General features: G+C 67.6%; 20 protein-coding genes and 1 pseudogene. 10 read left to right on the forward strand and 11 right to left on the reverse strand.

Annotation, left to right across the window (positions count from 1 at the left end):
* Positions 1-212: 212 nt before the first annotated feature.
* On the reverse strand, positions 213-1,406 hold the full coding sequence (locus RIC11_RS02515; protein WP_350208256.1) for an ATP-binding protein: 1,194 nt from the start codon (positions 1,404-1,406) through the stop codon (positions 213-215).
* A 309-nt stretch (positions 1,407-1,715) separates the two neighbouring features.
* Here RIC11_RS02515 and RIC11_RS02520 point away from each other — a divergent pair.
* The 9 genes and pseudogenes from RIC11_RS02520 to RIC11_RS02560 all read left to right on the forward strand — a co-directional run.
* Positions 1,716-1,876: pseudogene (locus RIC11_RS02520) on the forward strand (IS3-like element ISBlma5 family transposase); the annotation flags it as partial.
* Between the two features lie 314 nt (positions 1,877-2,190).
* Positions 2,191-2,700: a hypothetical protein gene (locus tag RIC11_RS02525; protein ID WP_350208257.1), complete on the forward strand. Its 510-nt coding sequence runs from the start codon at positions 2,191-2,193 to the stop codon at positions 2,698-2,700.
* A gap of 495 nt (positions 2,701-3,195) precedes the next feature.
* The gene (locus RIC11_RS02530) at positions 3,196-3,705 is read left to right on the forward strand and encodes a hypothetical protein (protein WP_350208258.1); all 510 of its coding nucleotides are present in this window, start codon (positions 3,196-3,198) and stop codon (positions 3,703-3,705) included.
* Between the two features lie 481 nt (positions 3,706-4,186).
* Entirely contained in the window at positions 4,187-4,459 is a 273-nt protein-coding gene (locus RIC11_RS02535) for a carbon storage regulator (protein ID WP_350208259.1), read from the forward strand.
* Complete coding sequence (locus tag RIC11_RS02540; protein ID WP_350208260.1) at positions 4,456-4,698, forward strand: CsbD family protein; 243 nt, start codon at positions 4,456-4,458, stop codon at positions 4,696-4,698. The genes RIC11_RS02535 and RIC11_RS02540 overlap by 4 nt, the downstream gene beginning before the upstream one ends.
* Positions 4,699-4,988: 290 nt before the next feature.
* Positions 4,989-6,044, forward strand: a complete 1,056-nt coding sequence (locus tag RIC11_RS02545) for a glycoside hydrolase family 130 protein (RefSeq protein WP_350208261.1) — start codon at positions 4,989-4,991, stop codon at positions 6,042-6,044.
* A gap of 34 nt (positions 6,045-6,078) precedes the next feature.
* Positions 6,079-8,406, forward strand: coding sequence for a glycosyltransferase family 4 protein (locus RIC11_RS02550; RefSeq protein ID WP_350208262.1), 2,328 nt, complete (start codon positions 6,079-6,081; stop codon positions 8,404-8,406).
* Positions 8,396-9,847, forward strand: coding sequence for a glycoside hydrolase family 130 protein (locus tag RIC11_RS02555; protein ID WP_350208263.1), 1,452 nt, complete (start codon positions 8,396-8,398; stop codon positions 9,845-9,847). Before RIC11_RS02550 ends, RIC11_RS02555 begins: the two co-directional genes overlap by 11 nt.
* A 519-nt stretch (positions 9,848-10,366) precedes the next feature.
* Entirely contained in the window at positions 10,367-11,068 is a 702-nt protein-coding gene (locus RIC11_RS02560; protein WP_350208264.1) for a 3-keto-disaccharide hydrolase, read from the forward strand.
* Positions 11,069-11,083: 15 nt separating this feature from the next.
* Here the strand turns inward: RIC11_RS02560 and RIC11_RS02565 are convergent, their stop codons facing one another.
* From RIC11_RS02565 to RIC11_RS02600, 8 genes are all read right to left on the reverse strand, one after another.
* Positions 11,084-12,235 carry a type IV pilus twitching motility protein PilT gene (locus RIC11_RS02565; protein ID WP_350208265.1) on the reverse strand — a complete coding sequence of 384 codons (1,152 nt, stop codon included), beginning with the start codon at positions 12,233-12,235 and terminating at the stop codon, positions 11,084-11,086.
* A gap of 371 nt (positions 12,236-12,606) precedes the next feature.
* Positions 12,607-13,203 carry a hypothetical protein gene (locus RIC11_RS02570; RefSeq protein ID WP_350208266.1) on the reverse strand — a complete coding sequence of 199 codons (597 nt, stop codon included), beginning with the start codon at positions 13,201-13,203 and terminating at the stop codon, positions 12,607-12,609.
* A 206-nt stretch (positions 13,204-13,409) separates the two neighbouring features.
* Positions 13,410-14,321, reverse strand: a complete 912-nt coding sequence (locus RIC11_RS02575; protein ID WP_350208267.1) for a malate dehydrogenase — start codon at positions 14,319-14,321, stop codon at positions 13,410-13,412.
* Positions 14,322-14,547: 226 nt separating this feature from the next.
* The gene (locus tag RIC11_RS02580; RefSeq protein ID WP_350208268.1) at positions 14,548-15,663 is read right to left on the reverse strand and encodes a pyridoxal phosphate-dependent aminotransferase; all 1,116 of its coding nucleotides are present in this window, start codon (positions 15,661-15,663) and stop codon (positions 14,548-14,550) included.
* Positions 15,664-15,798: 135 nt separating this feature from the next.
* On the reverse strand, positions 15,799-16,791 hold the full coding sequence (locus tag RIC11_RS02585; protein ID WP_350208269.1) for a DMT family transporter: 993 nt from the start codon (positions 16,789-16,791) through the stop codon (positions 15,799-15,801).
* Between the two features lie 191 nt (positions 16,792-16,982).
* Positions 16,983-18,095, reverse strand: coding sequence for a hypothetical protein (locus tag RIC11_RS02590; protein WP_350208270.1), 1,113 nt, complete (start codon positions 18,093-18,095; stop codon positions 16,983-16,985).
* 98 nt (positions 18,096-18,193) lie between these two features.
* Positions 18,194-18,703, reverse strand: a complete 510-nt coding sequence (locus RIC11_RS02595; RefSeq protein ID WP_350208271.1) for a hypothetical protein — start codon at positions 18,701-18,703, stop codon at positions 18,194-18,196.
* A 253-nt stretch (positions 18,704-18,956) separates the two neighbouring features.
* Complete coding sequence (locus RIC11_RS02600) at positions 18,957-20,261, reverse strand: hypothetical protein (protein ID WP_350208272.1); 1,305 nt, start codon at positions 20,259-20,261, stop codon at positions 18,957-18,959.
* Positions 20,262-20,493: 232 nt separating this feature from the next.
* On the opposite strand from RIC11_RS02600, the gene RIC11_RS02605 reads away from it, so the two are divergent.
* Positions 20,494-21,537 carry a hypothetical protein gene (locus RIC11_RS02605; RefSeq protein ID WP_350208273.1) on the forward strand — a complete coding sequence of 348 codons (1,044 nt, stop codon included), beginning with the start codon at positions 20,494-20,496 and terminating at the stop codon, positions 21,535-21,537.
* A 26-nt stretch (positions 21,538-21,563) separates the two neighbouring features.
* Here RIC11_RS02605 and RIC11_RS02610 read toward each other — a convergent pair whose 3' ends face one another.
* Both RIC11_RS02610 and RIC11_RS02615 read right to left on the reverse strand, forming a co-directional pair.
* A complete protein-coding gene (locus RIC11_RS02610) occupies positions 21,564-22,208 on the reverse strand; it encodes a histidine phosphatase family protein (RefSeq protein WP_350208274.1) in 645 nt (214 codons plus the stop codon).
* Positions 22,209-22,289: 81 nt separating this feature from the next.
* Positions 22,290-22,880 (reverse strand): LOG family protein, encoded by a 591-nt coding sequence (locus RIC11_RS02615; RefSeq protein WP_350208275.1) that lies wholly within the window; start codon positions 22,878-22,880, stop codon positions 22,290-22,292.
* Between the last annotated feature and the right edge of the window lie 18 nt (positions 22,881-22,898).

Here is a 22,898-nt window from a genome sequence, read left to right on the forward strand (position 1 = left end):
CCCGAATTAGCGTGCCACCCCGCCGCGGCCTCCTCTCACAGGATCACCCGGCGTTACTTAACAGCCTGTTTGGCTGAACTGGCTGAGTCGGCGCCACACCGGCTTTGAGAAACGGCTCCGCGACCCGCCCCCCCATCCGCAGCTGGGTCGCCCCGATGAGGCGCAGCCGATTCCGCTTCGCTCACAAGCAACGGACCAACCGCACGGTTTGATTACTGCAACCGGCCGCTAGGAAGGTTCTTTGCCGTCGCGTTGACTCGCGACGATATCTCCGCCGATGCGCATGGCAGAGACAGGGTGAATGTCGTTCCGGCTTGCTGGGAGGACACCACCGTGATGGCGCCGCCGTGCGATTCGATAACGGCTCGGGCGATGTAGAGGCCCAACCCGATGCTGCCTGTGCGGTTGGCCCTGGGGTGGTCGGCGCTAGAACCCCGCACGAGAGGATCGAAGATCCTCGCCAGCTCCCCTGGGAGGATGGGCGGTCCACCATTGTGGACCGTCACGATGGCGTTAGCGTTCTCGCCACGGAGTGTCAGGTCAACGGGGGCGCTGTCGGGGCTGTGCTGGATGGCATTTCCCATGAGGTTGGAAATCGCCTGACGCAGGCGATCCCGATCCCAGCTGCCGCGGACTTCGCTATCTGCCCGGAGTCGGATTTGCCGATCAGGGTGGGCGGTTACGAACTCTCGGTGCAACTCATGGCAGAGCGCTCTCAGGTCCATCGGGGCCGGTGAAACGGGCATCCCCGCTCCGAGCCGCGTGCGTGTGTAGTCGAGAAGATCGCTGATCATCCTCGCCATCACGCCGGCGTCGGTTGTTATCTGAGAAGCGACCTCGATGGCTTCATTCGCGAGGGGGCCCAAGTGCGGGAGCAACGAGGCCGACATAGAGATAGAGTTCAGCGGATTCCGGAGGTCGTGGCTGAGGATCGCCAGGAAAAGGTCGCGCGACTGGTCGACCCGCTTCGTGTAACTGCGAACCGCCGTTTCAAGAGATTGGTCGATGGACTCGTTGAAGCGAGTCACGTCGTCGACATCGCTATCATGCGACGGGAACCCATGATCGTGCCACTGCTGGAGCACGCTCGCGCGCAACGCCCGATACTCCGAGACCACCTCTAGCAGGTTGAAGCCGGAGCCGAGCCGATCGATGGCGTGTTGCTCGGAGGCCCCCTCCAGAGCCGCTCCGTCGTTCCCACCGAAGTGCCCCCGAGACCTGGCCGTACGCTCGGACGCACTCTGCGCGGACCGCATATCCTGAATCGTCGCGAGCAAGATTTCTTCTGCGTGGTCGCGCAGGGCAAGCACGTCCATCTCGTGGCTAGAGTCAATCTCCCGAGCAAACGCTTCCCATTCGAGGAGAATCGGCTCTCGATTGGCCGTGATAAAATCAGCGAGTCGCATGAACTCTCAATCGAGATTAAACGGGCAAGGGCGGCGCTTTCACGGGAGCCTACCCTGCGGACCAAGCCGCACTCTACGCTTTCGCTGATGGCGCGAACAAGCCACTTATCGTCGCATCTTGGTCCATCGGGTTGTTTCGTGGGCGGAATTCCCTGCGTTTTTCAGTCTCGCGGGTGGCACGGACCGTCGGCCGCGGAAGGCTCAGTGATCGAGTGACACGCGTCGTCGGCCGATTGTCCGTGGGCGTAGCCCAGGAGGTTGTTCGCGCCGTCGGCGGCTGACGAATATGGGGCTAAAGCCCGTCGACGGATCTACGATCGAGAGCGGCACCGCCCGGAGCAGATCGTGAAGAAGCTCCGCGACGCGCACGCGATGCCCAGCGCCGAGAAGGACCCGTCGGCCGTGCTGCAAGCGATGGAGGTGGAGAGTCGACGAACGCGCGTTGGCGCCGGCAGTACGGCGGGATGAAGCCGGCATGAAGTCGGAGGAGGCGTCGCCCCGCTGCCCCTCGTGGGGCCAGAGGGTGAGGGGTGGTAGGCGAGCGCGGACGTCCCCTACGCCCTGCGGGGCGGGCGGAGTACGATCTCGCAACGCGGGTCGCTACCTCGATGCATCCGCGCGACGTCCTCTCGACAGGCGCTCCTGCACTGTCGTGCGGACCCGACGGGAAACTACCGGTTGGTCCGCCTCGAAGAGCCCGAGGCGTCCGCCCAACGAAGCGCCTGGCGTCTTGGCTTTCTCGCTGTGACGAATCTCTCTTCCTCCACCGAAATGGGCTGGACCGATGTCCGAAACGGAGACTCCCTCAACCGAGTACGAATTCAGCGAAGAACAGAATCGAACCATCGGCGGCCTGGCCCTGAAGATGAGCATGGTCGGCATGCTGCTGCTGTTGTTCGGCTTGCTGCAGATGGTCAACGGCGTGAGCGCGCTAGTCATGAGCCGCAACCCCGATCGGATGCTCGAGGCTGCCGAGAAGGCCGGCATAGCGGCAGAGCAGATGGACGCCCTCAAGATTGCACTCGAAGGAGGCTCTTGGTCGTCGCCCTTGGCGGTGTCTGCGATCGGCATGGCGATCGGCGGCCTGCTGTTGCTGCTGTTCGGCGTCTGGACGAGACAAGCCGCGTGGGGCTTCGCGGGGATCGTCCGCACCGAGGGCAAGGACGTGTCGCGGCTGATGGGCGCGCTGGGAGCGCTGCACTTGAAGTACGGGACCATGTACTACCTGATCCTGACAGCGGCCATCATCAGCCTGGTGTCCTTGCTGGTGAGTTGGTGGCAGGCGTCGCAGTGACGGCGGTCCCCGACGCGGGCGACGAGGTCGAACCCGGGGAGTCGATCGGCATCTGCTCGGGTCCGGATAGAGGTGGGGCCCGCGGCCGTGACCAACGGCAAGGGTGAGTCGCGGCAGGACGCCCGACTTGGTGTGGCCTCGCTAACGGCGGCCGTCGACGCGGGCGGCGCCTACGCGTTGGGGCACGCGGCGACTGGAGCGGGTGTCCGGCGAACGCTTCGCCGGGTCGGGCGCGGTCGCCGGGTGTCGATGACGCTTCGTGGCGCCGCTTCGCGAAGGCGTCGGATTCAACCAATCCGTACTCTCATAGCTGCTGGTACAGGTTTTGGGGCCAGTTAGGCACTGTCGTTCTGCGTGTGGGCTGCACAGGCAGTAGCAGCGCAGCGGCTGGGAGTTCCGAGTTCTGGAGTAGTCGAGGCTTGCAAGTCACCATCTTGCAGATACAATATCGGTATCTGCACCTGCCGCCACTCGGTTCAGCTAGGGGCCGCTCGGATGTCTGCCGTTGTGCTCTCTCGCGCTGATTTCGCTGAGGATCGGCAGGGTAGGACCTTCTCCGATGTCTTGAACGATCCTGCTCAGCCGCTCGACGACGTTCTGGCCTTCTTCAGCGATGGCGACCGCCAGCGAAGGATGGAGGAGTCCGAAGTGCATCACGACCGCGCTCCGCTCGCCGGCGTGGTCCGAGAACTCGAGGCGTCTCCGGCGCTCGACGCTTTCTTCGCCACCGTTCATCCCTTCGAGACAAAAAGGCTCCGCCAGGCAATCGGTGTGATTGTGCGGATCATCATGGAGCGACGCGGGTGGAAGAAGACGGGTCGGAAGGGGTCGATGGGGGTGCGTGCGGCCGCCGCCGCGGGCAAACCCTCTCACAACACGGGCGGCTTGGCGTTCTGGTTTGTCCGTGCCGAGCGTTACGAACTCGCCGAAGGCATGCCCTTCGAGTCGGTGTCGCATCGCTCCAAGCGGATTAAGGGCGTCGCGCAACGTGAGCCCGCAAGCTGACACTCAAGCAAGAAGCGTGGCGACAAACGAAAGCCGCTTTGAAATCCGACGTCCGGCTGCGCGACGAAGAGTACGCTTGCCTCGTCGTGGTCGATGGGTTGGAAACGGCGCTCAGCCTTCTCGCGTCGCTTAGCGCCGCCTTCGTTTTCAAAACGAGTGAGCCGATGGTGTGCGGGCGGGATACGGGCAACTGCAGTTTCCGAGTCGCCTACGGACCGGGCGTCTCGAGCCGGCAACTCAGGGGCCTGCTCTCCGCGGTCCCCGGGGTGTGTTTAGGGACCGACCTTAAGGCAGGCGAGGCGGACCCCGCATGATGTTGTGGCGCCACGGATCTCCTCGATCTCGCGGAGCCGCCGATAGCGGCGCAGAGGGTCCAGGTGCGGATTAAGCGGGTGAGGCGGCGTCGTGGTTTCGGAACCAAGAACTCAGCTCTAGCGGATGGGCCGACTGCGCCCGCCGCGAAAACCCAAGGACGGGAAACATGCTTGTTTTGAGCCGTAAGGCGGGTGAATGCATCCGGGTTCGGGAGTCCGTTGCTGTGACCGAGCTACGCGTCGCCGGTCCGGCAGTTCGACTGGGAATCGGAGCTCCCAGAGAGGCGCCGGGCTTACGCGGCGAGCTATTGGCTCACCCTTCCGCCTTTGGCGTTGGGCGATCGAACACACGCCGCGAGGACTTGGGAGTCCCCTGGCCGTCGTCAGACGAGCCGACTTCCCGCCCTTGCGGATCGGCTGGAATAGGAGAACCCGGATGAACTGGGAACAGATCAAGCAAGATTGGCGGTTCGTGAGCCAACGCGTCATGCTCACCTGGGGCAAGCTGAGTGAAGACGATCTGGTCTTCATCGGTGGCGACCGTGGCCGTTTTGTCGACCTGTACTCGCAACGCTACGGCTGCGACGGCTCGGCGGCGATTCTTCGCGTCGACGACTTCGCGAGGGGCCTGGCGCTGCCACCGCATCCGGCAACTCTCATCGGCAGAGCCGGTCGATAGGGGCCTCGCCTTCGAGTCGAGTGTCCCTTTCTGGAAGCAGCACACCCGAAGGAAGTAACCACGATGAGCGAGAAGAAGCCCGAGCCTCTCCTGGGGTCGCAGATACAGAAAAAGTGCCCCGTCTGCGGGCACGCTTCTTACTCGAAGGACGGCATCCACCCGCAATGCCACCGCACGAAGGCCGACAAGAAACGCTTGGAACTCCGCGCCGCGGAAGCTCGAGCGAACCCACCCGAACCGGAGGGGGGCGCGAAGAAGGGTTGGTTCAATAGTGCGGCTCGATTCCGTCCATGACGTTGCGTTTGTCGGCACAGCGGCTGCTTGGTCCCCGGGACCTGCGGCCCTCCGACGTCCGTTTCGACGTGATCGGGGCATTCAATCCCGGCGCGGTCCGAGTGGACGGCGAGATCGTCCTTCTCGTGAGGGTTGCGGAAAGGTCACGAGACAACCGGCCTGGCTTCGTGGCCCTCCCGCGTTACGGGGAGGGCGCCGAGGCGGTTGTCGACTGGGTGCACGAAGCCGACCTCGACCAGAGCGATCCTCGTGTGGTCCGCCGAAGACCAGGGCGCCTCGTCCGACTCACATCCGTCTCGCACCTGAGAGTGCTACGGCGCTCTGAGGAGAACGCATCCGGCTGGACGGCGGGCCCCGTGCTGCTGCCTGAGTCGCCGAGTGAGGAGTATGGCCTGGAAGATCCCCGCATCACCGAGATTGAGGGCCGTTATTGGATCACCTACGTTGCGGTGTCTCGGCACGGCGCCGCGACAGGCCTGGCGTCGACCAGCGACTTCGTCACGTTTGAACGCCACGGCGTCATCTTCCCTCCGGAGAACAAGGACGTCGTCCTGTTCCCTCGGAAGGTCCAGGGGCGGTACGTTGCGCTCCATCGTCCGACGACAAAGACCGAGTTTTGCCGCCCCGAGATCTGGCTCTCCCGATCTCCTGATCTACGGCACTGGGGCGACCACGAGCCGCTGTTTCGCGGGCTTGCCGAATGGGAGAGCGACCGGATTGGCGCCGGCGCGCCACCGGTCGAATTGGACGAAGGGTGGTTGGTGGTCTACCACGGCTGCGGCGCCTCCCCAGGGCTCGGAGGCGTCGGCGTCTATTGTGCGGGCGCCGTCCTGCTCGATCGGGACGACCCGGCGCGCCTCCTGAAGCGGGGGGGCGCACCGATCATGCGGCCGGTCGCCGATTACGAGCGGCGCGGCTTCGTGCCGAACGTGGTTTTCCCGACGGGGCTGATCGACCGCGGGCCGACCCTCACTGCCTACTACGGCGCAGCGGACACAGCGGTTGGCTCGGCGGAGTTCTCCAGCGCCACCCTGCTCGCCTCGCTGCACTGACACGGCTCACCAACTCACCTCAAGGAGGCCTCTCGTGGCCGGCCCCGAGATTCAAAAGATCGCCTTCGTCGGCGACTACCCGCCGCGGAAGTGCGGCATCGCCACCTTCACGCACGACCTGAGCACGGCCGTCGCGAGCATCGCCGGGACCGAGTGCATTGTCGTTCCCGTGGACGACATCGACGGGGGCTACGAGTATCCGCCGGAGGTGCGGTTCCAGATCACCGAGCAGGATCGGGACTCCTACCGCCGCGCCGCCGACTTCTTGAACTTCAGCAACGTCGACGTCGTGTCGCTTCAGCACGAATTCGGCATCTACGGCGGGTCGGGGGGCGCTCACATCCTGACGCTCCTGCGCGACCTGCGGGTCCCCGTCGTAACGACCCTCCACACCGTGCTGCCGCAGCCCGACAAGACGCTCCGCCGCGTCATGGAACAACTGGTCGACTTGTCGGCGCGCTTGACAGTGATGACCGAACGCAGCCGCGTCACACTGTGTGACGTGTACAAGGTCCCCGAAGAGAAGATCGATCTGATCGCCCACGGCATCCCCGACCGGCCTTTCGCCGACCCCAACTTCTACAAGGATCAGTTCGACCTAGCCGGTAAGCAGGTCGGTCTGACGTTTGGGTTGCTCTCACCGAACAAAGGGATCGAGACCGTCATCAAGGCCTTGCCGGACATCGTCCGGTCGGCGCCGGACTTCGTTTACGTGGTCTTGGGAGCGACGCACCCGAGCCTCCTCCGTAGCGAGGGGGAGTCGTATCGGATCGGGCTGGAGCGGATGGCGAAAGAGCTAGGCGTCCAGAAGCACGTCGTCTTCTACAACCGTTTTGTCGACCTCGAAGAGCTGACGAGCTTCATCGGGTCCGCGGACGTCTACATCACGCCGTATCTGAACGAGGCGCAAGCTGTCTCCGGAACACTGGCCTACTCGTTTGGATGCGGTCAGGCGGTCATCTCGACGCCCTACTGGCACGCGGATGAGCTCCTCGCCGACGGACGGGGTGTCCTGGTCCCGTTCGGCGACTCGGCCGCTATCGCTGATGCGACGATCGACCTGCTGCGCGACGAACCCCGTCGGCACGCGATGCGGAAGCGCGCTTACCTGCTCGGGCGGGACATGGTTTGGAGCAATGTTGCGGGCCTCTATTCGGCGTCGTTCCGCAGGGCAAGACAGAGCCGGCCCGATGCCCCCAAGCCGCTGGCGATCAAGACCCTCGACGAGCAACCCCTCGCCCACCCGAAGATGCGCCTGGACCACGTGCTGCGGATGACCGACTCAACCGGGATTTTCCAGCACGCGGTCTACTCGCTCCCTAACTTCCAAGAGGGATACTGCACCGACGACAACGCCCGAGCGTTGATCCTGACCGTCCTTGTCGAAGAGCTGGGCGCCGACTCGCCGGGGCTGCATCAGGTCGCTTCTAGCTACGCGGCGTTCCTGAACCATGCGTTCGACCCGGAGCTCGGCCGGTTCCGGAATTTCATGAGCTTCGATCGCAAGTGGCTCGAGCGGGACGGGTCGGACGACTCGCAGGGACGCACCCTCTGGGCATTGGGGACTTGCGCCGGGCGGTCGCGGCGCAGGAGTTTCCAGTCGTGGGCGGTCCAGCTCTTTCAGCAAGCGTTGCCGGCCTGCGCGAAGACCACCTCACCGCGGACCTGGGCCTTGGCGTTGATCGGCATCCATGAGTATCTCCGCCGGCTGAGCGGCGACCGGCTCGTCGACCAGATGCGCGACACGCTGACCGATAAGCTGATCGATCTCTACGAGCGCACCGCGACCGACGAGTGGCCCTGGTTTGAGGAGGTGGCGTCTTACGCTAACGCCAAGCTCTCCCATGCGCTGATTCTCAGCGGACGGTGGAGCGGCAACGAGAAGGCCTTGAGGATCGGGCTGCACTCGCTCCGTTGGCTCGCCGCCCAGCAGCTCTCGCCCGACGGCCGGTTCCGCCCTATCGGCTGCAACGGATTCTCGCGCCGGGGAGAGCCGATGGCCGCGTACGATCAACAGCCCATCGAAGCCCACGCCATGGTCTCGGCTGCGATCGAGGCGCACAACGCCGAAGACGATCCCTTCTGGATCGACCAGGCCCATCTCGCCTTCGATTGGTTCCTCTGTCGCAATGACCTCGGCCAGCCGCTTTACGACTCGAGCACGGGCGGCTGCCACGACGGCCTCCAGGAAGGCCGCGTCAACGAGAACCAGGGCGCCGAGTCGACGCTCGCGTTCCTGATGTCGCTCGCCGAGATGGAGCAGCTTGAGACCTCTCTGGCAATCAGCGCCCCGCCGAAGGAGGCCGCCCTGGCTTCGGCGCATGACCCCAACAAGGCCCTACGGCTCGTGCATGCAGATTAAGAGAACCGGTATCGTCCTCTCGCCCAACAGCAAGCGAGTCGTCCTCCGTCCCTTCGTACCGTTCCCCGAAGAACGGAAGCTGCGCATCATCGCCCGGGTGTCGACGTTGCCCGAGGGAGAAGTCGACCGGCTGATCGCGCAGGTTCTGGAGGAGTTTCACGGCCGTCACCAGCGGCCGCGAGACTTCTTGCTCGCGCGATTCGAGAGGGTGCGCGAGTACCTGATTACCGACGCCCCGTTGAGCGAGAACCGACGGCTGCTGATCGGAGCGTACTTCACCCAAGAGTACGCCGTCGAGTCGGCGGCGCTCTTCAACCCGTCGATCGTCTGGCACCCCGACCAGTCGGATTTGCCCGAGGGCTCTCGCCGCTTCGTGCTCAGCCTGCGGGCCACCGGCGAGGGCCACCTCTCCTCGATCACCTTCCGCTCGGGCGTCATCGACGCGCGGTGCACGATATCGGTGGACAAGCCGACGCGCTTCGCGACGCCTCCCGACGCCGTCCCCGACTCGTGGTATCAGAAGGCGCTCTTCATCAGGAAGCTCAACGAGCTCGGGCTTGCCGGCGTCTTCACCAACCACGTCATGGCCCGGCTCGAAGAAGAGTTCTCCCTCGAGCAGCTCAACACGGCGCTGCAGCTCACGATGCGCGAGAACCGTACGAGGCATCACGAGTTCGCCGTCATCTTTGAGGGGATCACGACCCTCGCCAAGTCGAATTACGAGATCGCCTACTTGCCGGAGACGAAGCTCTCCGAACGGCTCATCTTCCCTTTCAGCCCCTCAGAAACCGCCGGCATCGAGGATGCACGCTTCGTTCGTTTCCAGGAGGACGACGGCGACGTGCGCTACTACGCGACCTACAGCGCCTACAACGGCAGGGTCGTTCTCCCGCAGCTGCTGGAAACGGTGGACTTCCACCGCTTCCGGATGCACACCCTGAACGGACCGGCGATCGCCAACAAGGGGTTCGCGCTGTTCCCCCGGCGTATCGACGGCCGCTACGTGATGCTCTCACGCCAAGACGGTGAGAACCTGTTCCTGATGGACTCCGACAACCTCTACTTCTGGCACGCCGAGCGCGTTGTGGTGAAGCCGACGTTCCCCTGGGAGTACGTGCAGGTGGGCAACTGTGGGTCTCCGATCGAGACCGAGGCCGGTTGGCTGGTGCTCAGCCACGGGGTCGGGCCGATGCGGAAGTACTGCATCGGCGCCTTTATGCTCGACCTCGACGATCCGACGCGTGTCGTGGCTCGCCTGCGGGCGCCGCTGGTGACGCCCGACGAGAACGAGAGAGAGGGCTACGTCCCGAACGTCGTTTACAGCTGTGGAGCCGTCGTCCACAACGGGGTGCTGATCCTCCCGTACGCTATGTCCGACTACGCCTCAACGTTCGCGACGGTCGGCGTTGACGAACTTATAGCCGCTATGGAGCCGGCGTGACGACGTGCGCTGGCCCGAAAGAGGCGTCGCCTGTTCCGCGTCTGTGGGTCGGCTCCGGCTGGCAGTTTGTCTTTTTGCAATGAAGCATCCAGCGCGTCAGAGACCCGACCCGACACCGGTAAATCGAAAAAAAGACGGCATAGTCCCCCGTAAGAATCCACACCAAACGCGTAAGGCCCAACCGACATAGGCCGTTCTCTGCGAGCTGGAAACAACCGACGACGTGAACTTCGGATAGGGTCGGCTTCCCGGCAAATTCACCGAAGTCGGACCATCCGCTCCCACGTGCGCCTGACGCCAAGCCGTGTCCGCGCGGCTCGCCCCAACGCCGCCCGGTTTGCGTCTTGCGGAGTTGGCTTCGCGGTTCTGGGCAGACCACGGCAGGTCCTCGCCGGCGCCGGCGAGCGGAGTGGGCGGTCCGCTGCTGCTAGGGCTGCTGGCGGCCGGCGGCGGCTTGGCTTAGGGTGATCCTATCGCGCGTCCTCATCCCTGCCTGGCGCCACGGGAGCCGGTGTTTCGATGTTCCGAATTGTCTGTGCGGCGGCGCTCGTCGCTTGCCTCTTGCCAACGGCCGAAGCCTTCGCCGAAGGTGAGACCATCCGCCTGTTCAACGGGCGCGACCTGGGCGGGTGGTCGATCGACGCGCCGGCCCTCGACGAGGACCCGGACGGCCGGAAGCCGTTCGTCGTGCGCGACGGGTTGCTCGTGAGCCTCGGCACGCCGGGCGGGCACCTGGTGACCGACGCGGCGTACGAGGATTACCGCCTGGTGGTCGAGTACCGATTCACCGGCGCGGGGGGCAACTGCGGCGTGCTGGTCCACATGTCGGAGCCGAGGGTGCTGTACGGGATGTTCCCCGCGTCGATCGAGGTGCAGATGCAGAGCGGCGACGCGGGCGACTTCTGGTGCATCGGCGAAGACATCACCACGCCCGACATGGAGCGCCGCCGCGGGCCGCGCGACAAGTGGGGGACGGTCGAGGGCAACCGGCGGATCCTGAACCTGACCGACGGCGCCGAGCACGCGCTGGGCGAGTGGAACCGGATGACGATCGAGTGTGTGGGCGACCAGGTGAAGGTGTGGGTCAACGGCGAGCTGGTCAACCACGGCCACGACGCGACGGCCACCCGCGGCAAGGTCGCGCTGCAGGCGGAGGGGACCGAGGTCGAGTTCCGCAAAGTGGAGCTCACGCCGATCGGCGAGCCGAGCGCCGCGCCGTAGGCGGCCGAGGCGGCCTCAGCCGCGGCGCCCGGACGACGCGGCGTCGATCCCCTTGAGCATCGAACGCAGCGCCTCGCGGTTGGGCGCGTAGTCCATGGCCACGTCGCGGAGGACCTTCTCGTGCTCGACGAGCTCGACTAGCGAGAGCGTGTAGTCGCGCATGCCGTCGTCGCGGTAGCTGTGCAGCACGCCGTGGAGGTCCTCGTCTTCCTCTTCGAGGATCTTCCGCTTCACGACCGAGTTGGCGAGCATCACCTCGGTGGCCGGGTAGCGCGAGCCCTCTTCGATGCCGGGCACGAGCCGCTGGCACATGATCGCGCGCAGGCTGTTGGCGAGCGACGAGCGGATGAACGCGTGCTCCGAGCGGTCGAAGAACTCGAGGATCCGCGAGAACGCCAGCGGCACGTCGGCGCAGTGCAGCGAGCCGAGCACGAGGTGGCCGGTCTCGGCCGCCTGGATCGCGGCGAGCACGGTCTCGCGGTCGCGCATCTCGCCGATGAGGATGCAGTCGGGGTCTTGGCGGACGACCGAGCGGAGCGCGTCGGGGAAGCTGCGTGCGTCGATGCCGATCTCGCGCTGCGACACGATCGACTTGCCGCCGGCGAAGTGGTACTCGATCGGGTCTTCAATCGTGATGATGTGCAGGTCGCGGTGGTCCTTGATCCAGTCGATCATCGCGGCCATGGTCGAGCTCTTGCCCGACCCGGTCACGCCGCACACGAGGACCAGCCCCTCGGTGGTTTCGCTGATGAGCTTCTTGTAGATCGGGGGCAGGTTGAGGTCGTCGAAGTCGGCGATGTCCGACTGCACGCGTCGCATGGCCACGTGGGTGTCGCCGCGCGACTTGTAGATGTTGATCCGGAAGCGGTCGCCGGTCTCGATCTGGGTGGAGAAGTCGAGCGACCCCGTCTGGTCGAACTCGTTCAGCCTGCCCTGCGGCACCAGCGGCAGGACCATCTTGTTGATGTGCGAAGAGTCGGGAATCGCCGGCAGGTTCACCTTCCGCAGCCGGCCGCCGATCCGCACGTACGGCGGGTAGCCGGTCTTCAGGTGCAGGTCGGACGCCTTCTCACGCGACACGAAGGACAGCAGCTTTTGCATCTGCTGCTCGGGCGTGGCGACGATGCCGCTGAGGGCGGCCGGATCGATCGCAGAGGGCTCGCTCATGTCAACCGCTCGCTCGGCGCGATCGATGAGCCCCGGCCACGCCCCGCGCCTGGCGACGCCGACGGCGGCAGCGGAGGCAGCGCCCGGCGAGCGCGGCCCCGCTGCCGGTAGTTCGTTATAAGCGGCCGGAGCGGCCGTTGCGAGATGAAAGGCGAGGGGCGAGGGGCGAGGGACGAGGGACGAGGGACGAGGGACGAGGGGCGAGGGACGAGGGACGAGGGACGCGGGACGAGGGACGGGGGACGGGGGTCTACTACTGACAACTGACAACTGGCCAGAAGCCACAAGCCACAAAAAAACCGCGCCGGGATTGGGCCCGGCGCGGTTTTTGGTCGGAACAGACAGCGGGTGGGGTGGATTCCCGCCGGTGCTCAGCGACGACGCACGATCGCGAGGCCGCCGACGGCCAGGGCCGCCAGCGCCGCGCCGACCGGCTCGGGGATCGGGACCGAGCGGACGTTGATTTGGTAGCGCAGCTCGGGAGTGGGGGGGTTCGCGTTCGAGGCGTCGCCCACGTCGGCGACGGCGATGATGTAGAGGGCCGGCGCGGTGAAGGTGACGGTCGCGAGCGGGTCGCCAAAGGGGCCGGGGTTGGGGACCTCGTCGTCGCCGGTCGCGAGCAGCGTGGCGTTCGCGCTATTGGAGAAGATGTCCGTGAACGCGTTGGTGTCGAACTCTACGGCGTCCCAGATCGAGAAGATCGGGTCTAGCGCCGAATCGATCCGGTCGACCGACACCTCGACTCGGTCGCCGGCGTTGCCCACGAGCAGCCAGAAGTCCCACGCGGTCGGGTCCAGCACGCCGCGCGGCGTGACGAGGCCCGTGCCGACAACCGCGTCGGCGCCCGTCGTGTCCGGGATCAAGATCGGGTTCTCGTAGATGATTGGCGCGGCGTGCGCGATCGGGCCTACGAGCACCGCGAGCGCAGCGGCGCCCGCCGAGAAGAGTCGTTGGAGGTTCCGCTTCATTAGGCTGCCTGCTCGTGAGGGGTATCTCTGTTCCGTCGTTTCTGTCCCGCCATTGCCGCGCAGTTTGGGCGCCAGCAGTGCGAGCTTCAGATTAACTGCCCGGGCCCGGTTTCAAGACAAATATCCTCCTGTTCTCGGGAAAAAAGCCGCGTCACTGCGGCGAGCCGCATGCCTCGGCCGCCCGCCGGCGCCGTTTCAGCCGGCTTCTAGGTCTCGAGCGTCTGCACGATCGTCGAGCGGATGACGCTGGCGCTGCGGCGGAACGCGTCGGCCTCCGCTTCGCTGAGCTCGGGCTTCATCCAGCGGATGATCCCCTTGCGGCCGACGACGACCGGCACGCTGAGGCACACGCCGCTGACGCCTTGGTAGCCGTCGATCAGCACCGACAGGGGCATCGTGTGCCGCGCGTCGCCGGCGATGGCCTCGATCACGTAGGCGGCGGCCATCGCGATCGCGTAGTTGGTGTAGCCCTTCTTGCGGAACACCTCGATGCCCGCGTGGACCGCCTCGTCGAACATCGCCCGCCGGTCGGGCCGGTCCTCGAGCGGCTCGCCGCCTGCCTCGGCGCAGCTGAAGGCCATGAACTGGCTGTCGCCGTGCTCGCCGAGCGCGTACGCGCGGATGTCGGCCGGGTGGATGCCGACCTGATCGCTGATCAGCTCGCGGAAGCGGGCCGAGTCGACCAGCGTGCCGGTCCCCATGACCCGGTGCGGCTCGAAGCCGGACAGGCGGATCGCGTGCCACGTGAGCACGTCGACGGGGTTGCTCACCACGAGGATCTTCGCGTCGGGCGAGGCCTTGGCGAGCGGCGGGATGAGGGTCTCGAAAAGGCGCGTGTTGGCGGCGGCCGCGTCGAGGCGGCTCTTGAACTCGTCCTTCCACGGGGCCGAGGCGCAAATGGCCAGCACGTTGGACCCGGTGGTCTCGGCCACACCGCCGGCCGTGATGTCTACGTGGTGGTCGACGAACAGCCGCGCGTGCTGCAGGTCGAGCGCGTCGCCTTCGGCGAGGTCGGCCGAGCGGTTGACGAGCACCAGCTCCTCGGCGACCTCCTTGAGCAGCAGCGTGTAAGCCAGCGTCGACCCGACGCGGCCGAGGCCGATGATCGAAACCTTCACAACGCCCCTCTCACGCAAGAGTCCGTGCCGGCGACCGGCCGCCCGCGGGCCGTGCGGGGGATTCTAGCGTGAGTGCCCCTCCGTGACCGGAGGCCAAGAGAAAAGCGAACCATGACGGACACGAAGGATTGCGCGGCTGGGGAACGAGGGGACGCTAATCGCCGCGGATTCGCTCTAATCCAATTAGCGCGAATTAGCGGCGATTAGCGTTCCGTCTTCGCCTGACCTACGGTGAGGCCAGCTTCGCGAACACCTCCAGCCCCCGCCGCAGTGTCGCTTCGGACGCGGCGAAGCTCAGGCGGAAGTGGGTGTCGCGGCGGCTGAACACGCCGCCGGGGATCACCAGCAGCTCGTGCTCGATCGCCCGCTTCACGAACTCCGCGCCGCTGCCGCCGGGCGCCTCGACGAACGCGTAGAACGCGCCGCCGGGGGTCGTCACCGTGTAGCCCGCCTCGCGCAGGCCGCCGACGACCAGGTCGCGGCGCTCGCGGTAGCCGTCCACCAGCGGCGCGATGTCGACGTCCCACGCGGCCAGCGCCGCGATCTGCAGCGGGTGCGGGGCGCACACGAACGTGTACTGCTGCAGGGCCGCCATCTTGTCGATCACGGCCGACGGCCCGTGGACCCAGCCCAGGCGCCAGCCCGTGACGCCGTGGCTCTTGCTGAAGCCGTCCACGACGATCGTCTGGTCGTTGTGCCGCGCGGGGCAGGGCAGGGGGGCGTCGTAGGAGAACCGGCGGTAGATCTCGTCGGACAGCAGTGCGACGCCGTGCCGCTGGGCGATCTGGGCCACCGCGCGGGCGACCCCCTCGCTGGCGACCACGCCGGTCGGGTTGGCCGGGCTGTTGAGCAGGATCAGCTTCGTGCGCGGCGTGATCGCGGCTTCGACCCTTTCGGGGTCGATCTGGAAGTCCGGGTAGGTGTCGATGACGACCGGCACGCCGCCGACCATCTCGGTGAGCGTCGGGTACATGACGAAGTAGGGGTCGAAGCAGATGACCTCGTCGCCCGGATCGACCAGCGACCACATCGCCAGGTTGAGCGCCCCGCTCGTGCCGCTGGTGATGAGCAGCTTGCGGTCCGCGTGGCCCCATTGCTTGTCGACCTCGGCCTGCAACCGCTCGCGTAGGGCCGGCGCGCCTTGCGTGAGGCTGTAGCCGTTGGCGTCCGCGTGGATCGCGTCGGCGGCCGCCTGCTTCATCGCGTCGGGCGCGGGGAAGTCGGGCTGGCCGATCGACAGGTTGATCGGGTTCTCGAGCTTGGCCGCCAGGTCGAACACCTTGCGGATGCCGGAGGAGTCGAACCGGTCGGTCCGGTCGGCGAGCCACGGGTGGGAAGGCATTGGGGGAGGGACGGGGGACGAGGGACGGGGGGAAGGGAAGCGGGAAGCCGGAAGAGGGTGGTCGGGGGCAGCGAGCCCACGACGTCAGTCGTGGGTGGGAAGCGGTACGCAGGCACTGGGAGGTGGCCGCGGGCTTTACGCGTCGGCTGGCAGCGCTTCGGGATCGGGGGACCAGGACTCTTCGGCGGTTTCGTCGGGGTCGTCTTCCGCGCCGGCGGCGGGTTGGATCGCTATCGGGGAGGGCGTCTCGGTCTTGCTGGGCGACTGGACCAGCGTGACCATCGAGAGGATGCCGACGACCGCCAGGATTTGCCAAGGGGTGATCGTCTCGTCGTCGAACACTCCCCACCCGAGCGCGACGACCGGCACCACGTAGGTGACCATGCCGGCGAACAGCGGGCCGCGTTGCTGCACCATGTGGATGAACGCCCACATCGAGAAGGCGGTCCCCAGGGCGCCGAGCCACGCCAGCGCCATCACGGCCACGGCGAAGCCCTCGCGGGGCGCGGGGGGCTCGACGCCGAGCCCGCCTTGGAGCGTGGGGCTAGCGACGATCGGGGCGAGCGTGGTGCTCGAGACCAGAAGCATCATGACCGCCAGCGGGGTGGGGTCGACGTGGTTCAGGCTGCGGCGGATCCACGTGTTGCCGACCGAGTAGCTCAGCGGCACGCTCGCCGCGAGCGCGAGCAGCCCGGGGCCGATGCCGCGGAGCTTGCCGTCGTACATCAGCAGGATCACGAACGCGAAGCCGAGCACCACGCCGACCAGCTGCCGCGTGGTCGGCCGCACGCCGAGCATCGGCATCGAGACCAGGATCGTCATCAGCGGCGTGAAGGCGACGGTCATGCCGAAGAAGCTGTGCCCCATGCCGCTGGAGATCAGCGTGGGCTGCAGCGCGTAGGGGTACGCGTTGGCGATCAGCCCCACGGCGGCCGCCACCCCCCAGTCGCGGCGCCGCAGCCGCTGGCGCCGGTCGAGCGTGACCCACAGCACGGCCAGCAACGCCGCGGCGCTCGCCACCCGACCGAAGCCGACCTCGATCGGCCCGAACCACCGCGTCGCGCGGTCCATCAGGATGAAGTTCGAGCCAAAAAACAGGCAGACGGCGACGAAATAGACGTAGGCCATGGGGGGGCGCGGGTGGCCTGGGCGGGGCGGGGGAGGGCGGGCCCCGATTGTAGGCGCCAGGCCGCCGCCGGACACTCGCCCGCCGGGCATTGGGGACCTTTGACCCGGCCCGTTGGTTCGCGAGCAGAGTTAAGCACGACGGACACGACGAGTCCTTCGTCGTGTCCGTCGTGCTCGTCGTGGTTAATCCCTTATCTGACGCGGCACTTGAAGCTCAGCAGGCCGCCCTCGCCCGGCTTGAGCGTGCCGTCGATCTCCCACCGCAGCAGGAGCGAGCCGTAGTCGTTGCGGCTGGTAGAGAAGTCCGCGTCGCGCGAGCTGTTGGCCGAGTCGTCGACGTACTCCAGCCGCGCGGTGAGGTTGTCGACGATCACCAGGTCGACGATCGGCGTGTCGCCGATGTTGTCGTAGCGGAGCGTGAACTCGATCTCTTCGCCCGGCAGGGCCGTGTCGGTCGAGGCGCACTTCACCAGCCGCAGGTAGGGCGAGTTGGGCTCGTCGACGTGGTAGAGCAGACCGGGCTGCTTCGGCGAGAAGAGCGAGCCGGCCGCTTGACCGCCGATGGCGATCTGCAGCTCTTGGTCGCCCGTCCAGGTGATCGCGGCCAGCGTGCGGCGGCCGACGAGGGGCGCCTCGTCCATCTGCATCACGCCGGTCGCCATGATCTGCAGCATCGCGTAGGGCCCGACTTGACCGATCACGTCGGCCGCGGCGAGCCTCCGCACGATCCCGCCCGCTTGCTGGCGGCCCTTGTAGAGCCCGGGCGGAAGGGGCTGGGCTTGCTCCTTCAGGCGGAGGTTCTGCAGCGATGCGGCCGTCGGCTGCGAGCGGTCCGCCTCCGCGACGCCGAAGCGGTCCTCCGCTTGGCCGATGAACTGCTGCTGCAGCGCGCCCATCGGATGGACCACCCGTCGCACTGCGGCGAAGCGCGGCGCGTAGACGCACACCCGCGTGCTGGGCGCGACGAGCTTCCGCCCGTCGGGCGCGGCGTAGATGGCGACCGTGTCCTCTTGCTCCAGGCCGACGAGCGAGTCGTCCTTCAGCACGCCGGCGGTGAACTGCTGGTCGCCGCCGTCGCAGAGCCACTCGTCGCCGGGGCCGGCGAAGCACCGCGGCTGGCAGCAGGGGCAGCCGTCCGAAAGACAAACGCCGCCGCCCACGCCGGGCTGACAATCCTGCCCGACCGGGCAGGACGGGCACTGCTGGCCGCTGGCGCGGCAGGAGCACAGCAGGAGCGTCGCCAAGACGATCAGCGTGCGGCGGAACCAACGCGGCATCGAAACGTTCTTCGGAGTCGCGTGCATGCTTCGAGGGCCTCAAGAAGAACCACGACGAACACGACGCTCACGACGACTGGCGCCGCCGTGTTCGTCGTGAGCGTCGTGGTGAATCGATCATGTTCTCAGTGCATCATCACCGGCTCGGCGTAGGCCGCTTGGGCGACCGGGCCGGTCGTTCGCGCGCCGAGGCGCACTATCGCCACCGGGCGGCCGAGCTCGTCGGCGACCACCAGCGGGTCGTCGCCCGGGCGGGCCTCGAACCATTGCTGGCCGCCGAGCTGCTCCTCGGAGACCGGCAGGGCGGTCTTTGGGTCCTCGACGTACACGACCCGCGTGACGAACGCCCCCTGGGCCGCCAGACGCAAGTCCTCGAGCGTCAGCTCGATCGGCATCGGGAACTCGGCCTCGCGCCCGCAGGGCGGGTAGGTGCGGTCGATGAGTTCGACCGTCGGGTAGACCGCGACCGACTCGTAGCCGGGGATCCCCTCGGCTTTGAAGCGGTAGACGGCGCCCACTTGCAGGCCGACCTTCAGCCGCTCGCTGGCGGTGGTCGACTCGCCCGTGGGCCCGGCCGTCGCGACGCTCACCCCGGAGGGCGTGCGTAGCTCGACCGGCTGGGTGTATCCGGACAACGGTCCGCCTCTCAGAAGCCGCTGGTTTCCAATCGCTCCCGGAGGCATCGCCCCGGCGTGAAGCCAGTGCTTCGGCGGCTCAGCGGCCGAGAGAGGCAAACTCGGCCAAGTCGCGCCCAGCACCACAAGCAGCATCGCGCCGCCAGCGGCAAGGTCTCGCTTTCGCGGGACACATCTGAGAGGACGGACCGTTGTCATGAGAAAATCAGGCTCTAGGCGGCAGGCTTTAGGAAAGTTACGACCTGCGGACGGATCACTCGCTGTAGGCCGGGTCGCAGTACGGGTCGCCCGCCCCGGCGTGGGCGCCTTGCAGGTGGGCGCCGATGGCGGCCCGCAGCGGGGCGTTCACGGTGCCGTGGCCCGGCAGCGTGACGTGGCCGCGGTTCACCTCGTCGATGTGGATGTGGTTGACCGGCCGGGGGTAGTTCATGCCCGGGCGGTGCTTCACCGAGACCTTCATCACGTCGGTCGGCGGCGGCAGCACCGTGCGGGTGCGGTTGTGCATCACGTGCTTCTGCAGGCCGGCCGGCGCCCCCAAGGGGATGTGCGGCGGGCCGGGCAGGCCGATCGGCGTGCCGGTGTAGGGCATGCCCCACTGCGGCGCGCCGGCCACCAGGTGCGGCGGCACGGGGCCGGGGCTCATGCCGCCGGTCGGCATGCCCAGCGGCATGCCCCCTCCGGCGCCGCCGGCGCCAGGAGCACACGACCCGTCGGGGCAGCCCCCCTCGCCGCCTTGGCTGTACTGGGCCGGCATCACGCCGGACTCGTAGCCGCCGGCGACCGGGTTGAGGTCCTTGCTGCCGATCCGCAGCACCGCGAGGATCGAGCCGCGGCGGTCCGCCTCGGCGACCGGGTCCACGCCCGGATCGAGCCGCGTGCTGACGAGCGTCTCGACGCCGGACAGGGCGAGCTCTTGGAACTCGGGGTCCGGCAGGTAGATCACCTTGGTGACGAAGTTGCCGCTCATCACCTGGTCGAAGTCTTCCTCGGTGAACTGCACCGGGATCGCCGCGTGGGCGAGGAACGCGTCGGTACGCGGCGTGACGGGGGCGACCTCCAGGGTCGGGTAGAGCGTCACGCCCTCGCGGCCCGGGATGTTGCTGAGCCGCAGCCGGTAGATGGCGCCCTGCTGGAAGTCTTGCCGGCCGGGCACGAACAGCGCGGCCGAGTCGAACAGGCCCGCGCCGGACACGTCCCAGTTGATAGTCAGTCCGTCTTGGCCGACGAAGTGGATCTGCGACGCGCCCCCGCCAGCGACCATGCCGCCGGCGCCGGCCACGCAGCCGCCGCCGCCGATCGGGCACGACCCGCCCTCGCAGTACTGGCACGGAGTGACCTCACACGGCGGCGTGCCGCCGGGGCCGTAGGGGGCCGGCGTCGCGGCGCCCATCATGCCTGTTGGCGGCGGGATCACGCCCGGTCCGGGGCCCCCGACGCCCGGCCCCGGGTGCATCAGTTGCTGGGCGGGCGGCAGGTTGTAGGCCAGCTTGTGGTGGCACCCAACGGCGGCCAACGCGGCCGCTAGCACGGCGCCAACGAATAGTTTCTCGACACGCATCGCTCTCCCCCCTCGGCGTGTTCGGCTCGCCCGCGGTTGTGGGCCGGCTTCCTGCCGGCGTCGCGGGTTTCGCATCGGTGTTCTGGTGTGGGCGATTGCCGTGGACGCCTGGGCGTCGCGGCTCGTAAGCTCCCGCGTCAGGCGCGGCCGTGGCGCGGGGAGTGTGCTTCCCCAGGCCATAGGTTCGGCCCCGCAGAACACGCTTCTTTGGTGAAAGCGGCAAAACCCGCACATGACGACCAAGGCGCCCAGCCAGAAACCCTCCGCGCCGCGTGGACGCTGGGCTCTGCGCGTGCTCGTGCTGCTCGCCGCCGGCGGCGTGCTGTACTACGGACTCGAGGCGACCGACCGGGCGGTCGTCGGCAACCTCGAGGAGGCCGCCGCCGACCCGATGGGCTCGCCGGTGATCGAGCTGCCCCCGCAGCTAGCGGCGGAGAGCTCAACAGCAGGCGGGGCCGCCGTGGCCGACGGGCCGGGCAACCGCCTGCTCGCGTCGGCCCTGGTGGCGATCGGGCGGCACCGGTCGATCGCAGGGAATTGGCGCCAGGTGGGCGTGATCCAGCGCCGCTCGACCGAGCTCACCGGCGTGTACCAGCAGACCGGCTCGGACGAAGACCGGCGCTTCCGGTTGGAGTTGACCGGCTCGCTGGCCGGCCAGCCCACGCGCCTGATCCGGGTCTCCGACAGCCGCTTCTTGTGGACCGACCTGACCTGGGGGCCTACCGCCGACTCGCTCCAGCGGGCGGTGACCCGCGTCGACCTGCGGCGCGTCCGCCGGGCCCTCGACGGCGCCATCGACGCGGAGGCTTACCCGCGCTTCGGCGGCGTGCCGATGCTGCTGGCGGGGCTGAACGACGCCTTTCGCTTCGGCGATCCGCGCCGGATGCGGCTGGCGGACGAGTACGTGGTGGCGATGATCGGCTACTGGCGGAACGATTCACCGGCCGGCGCCCCCGCCGACCGCGCGCCGCACCACGTGGCGGTCGCTCTGGAAGAGCAGGGGCTGATGCCCCGGCTCGTGGAGTACCGCGCCGCGGGCGACCCGCTGTCGGCCGACGGCCTGAGCGACACCGAGCGCCTGCGCTCGAGCCAACGCCCGCTGTTGCGGCTAGAGCTGGGCGGCTTGCAGACCGGTGTGCGGGTCAACCCGTCGGCGTTCGCGTACGAGCCGCCCGAACAAGACTGGATCGACGAGACCGACCGCGAGCTGCAACTCGCCGAAGCCCGGCGCCAAAGGACGGCCGTCGCCGGAGCGGGCGGGGGCTCGGTGAAGTGAGAACGGCGCTCGCGGGGGGCTTCCCCTCAAAGCAGGTGCGCCACGGAGTTGAACGAGACCAATTTCGCCGCCCCCTTGCGGTAGCGGACCACGTTGATGCCGCAGTTCGCTTGGGGCAGCCAATAGCCTTCGGCAAACGACACGCCGAGCAGCGAGCCCATGTAGACGCGGTTCACCACGCTGTGCGCGACCACGGCGATCTCTTCGCCCGCGTGGCGGTTCATCAGCTCCTCGAGCGTCGGCGCGACGCGGTCGAGCAGGTCTTGCAGCGATTCGCCGCCGGGGTAGCCGTGAGAGCCCGGGTCGCGGCGGAAAGCGGCGTAGTTCTCCGGGTCGTTCTTTTCGACGTCGGCCCAGTTGCTCCCCTCCCAGCGGCCGACCTCGACTTCCTTCACCGCGTCGACCGGAGTCACCGCCAGGCCGTGCTTGTCGGCGATGACCTGGGCGGTCTCGGTCGCACGCAGCAGCGGGCTGCTGTAGACCGCGCGGAGCGGGCGACCGGAGAGCGCGGCCGCGGCCCGCGCGGCTTGCCGGCGGCCGATCTCCGCGAGCGGCTCGTCGATCCCGGCGCCTTGCATGACGGGCGGGTCGACGAGGTTCGGCGGCGTGGCGCCGTGGCGGATTAGATACAACAAGCAGTCGCCGTCGGCGGGCAGGTCGATGAGGGACATTGGGGGAGGCTGTAGGCTGTAGGCCGTAGGCGGTAGGGAGGCGGCCGGAGGCGGCACGACGAAACCCCGGAGCGACCGTCCCTAGGGGACGGCGAACGCTCGGGCTGACTCGTCCCACTTCGGGGCCGTTTGGATCGCGTTGAGCACCTGGTCGGCGGTGTCGACGATCGTCCACATCGCGCGGTGCTCTGGGTTCATGAACCGGTCGTCGACCGCACGGTTCAACACGCCGATCAGGCCGTCGTAGTAGCCCAGCGTGTTGACCAGCACGATCGGCTTGTGGAACAAGCCGAGGCGCTTCCACGTGATCACCTCGAGCAACTCCTCGAGCGTGCCGCACCCGCCGGGCAGGGCCACGGCCGCGTCGACCCCGTGGAGCATCGTGCGTTTCCGCTCGTGCATGTCGGCGACCAGGCGCAGCTCGCTCAGGCGGGGGTGGCCCCACTCGATCTCGTGCATGAAGTTCGGCAGCACGCCGACTACGTGGCCCCCCTCGCCCAGCGCGCCGTCGGCGAGCGCGCCCATCGAGCCGACGGCGCCGCCGCCGTAGACAATCGTCACGCGCCGGGTCGCGAGCAGGCGGCCGAGGTCGCCCGCGGCCATCGCGAAGCGCGGATCGGCCGAGCGGCTCGACGCGCAGTAAACGCACACACGCTGGACGGGTGGGGTCATCGGCAGTCGCGGAAGGGC

The sequence above is a fragment of the Botrimarina sp. genome (genome assembly GCF_040219535.1).
Lineage (GTDB): Bacteria > Planctomycetota > Planctomycetia > Pirellulales > Lacipirellulaceae > Botrimarina.

Coding starts and splice junctions, on each gene's coding strand:
- RIC11_RS02515 (WP_350208256.1), bottom strand. CDS start 1,406: ATGCGACTCGCTGATTTTATCACGGCCAATCGAGAGCCGATTCTCCTC.
- RIC11_RS02525 (WP_350208257.1), top strand. CDS start 2,191: ATGTCCGAAACGGAGACTCCCTCAACCGAGTACGAATTCAGCGAAGAA.
- RIC11_RS02530 (WP_350208258.1), top strand. CDS start 3,196: ATGTCTGCCGTTGTGCTCTCTCGCGCTGATTTCGCTGAGGATCGGCAG.
- RIC11_RS02535 (WP_350208259.1), top strand. CDS start 4,187: ATGCTTGTTTTGAGCCGTAAGGCGGGTGAATGCATCCGGGTTCGGGAG.
- RIC11_RS02540 (WP_350208260.1), top strand. CDS start 4,456: ATGAACTGGGAACAGATCAAGCAAGATTGGCGGTTCGTGAGCCAACGC.
- RIC11_RS02545 (WP_350208261.1), top strand. CDS start 4,989: ATGACGTTGCGTTTGTCGGCACAGCGGCTGCTTGGTCCCCGGGACCTG.
- RIC11_RS02555 (WP_350208263.1), top strand. CDS start 8,396: ATGCAGATTAAGAGAACCGGTATCGTCCTCTCGCCCAACAGCAAGCGA.
- RIC11_RS02560 (WP_350208264.1), top strand. CDS start 10,367: ATGTTCCGAATTGTCTGTGCGGCGGCGCTCGTCGCTTGCCTCTTGCCA.
- RIC11_RS02565 (WP_350208265.1), bottom strand. CDS start 12,235: ATGAGCGAGCCCTCTGCGATCGATCCGGCCGCCCTCAGCGGCATCGTC.
- RIC11_RS02570 (WP_350208266.1), bottom strand. CDS start 13,203: ATGAAGCGGAACCTCCAACGACTCTTCTCGGCGGGCGCCGCTGCGCTC.
- RIC11_RS02580 (WP_350208268.1), bottom strand. CDS start 15,663: ATGCCTTCCCACCCGTGGCTCGCCGACCGGACCGACCGGTTCGACTCC.
- RIC11_RS02585 (WP_350208269.1), bottom strand. CDS start 16,791: ATGGCCTACGTCTATTTCGTCGCCGTCTGCCTGTTTTTTGGCTCGAAC.
- RIC11_RS02590 (WP_350208270.1), bottom strand. CDS start 18,095: ATGCACGCGACTCCGAAGAACGTTTCGATGCCGCGTTGGTTCCGCCGC.
- RIC11_RS02600 (WP_350208272.1), bottom strand. CDS start 20,261: ATGCGTGTCGAGAAACTATTCGTTGGCGCCGTGCTAGCGGCCGCGTTG.
- RIC11_RS02605 (WP_350208273.1), top strand. CDS start 20,494: ATGACGACCAAGGCGCCCAGCCAGAAACCCTCCGCGCCGCGTGGACGC.
- RIC11_RS02610 (WP_350208274.1), bottom strand. CDS start 22,208: ATGTCCCTCATCGACCTGCCCGCCGACGGCGACTGCTTGTTGTATCTA.
- RIC11_RS02615 (WP_350208275.1), bottom strand. CDS start 22,880: ATGACCCCACCCGTCCAGCGTGTGTGCGTTTACTGCGCGTCGAGCCGC.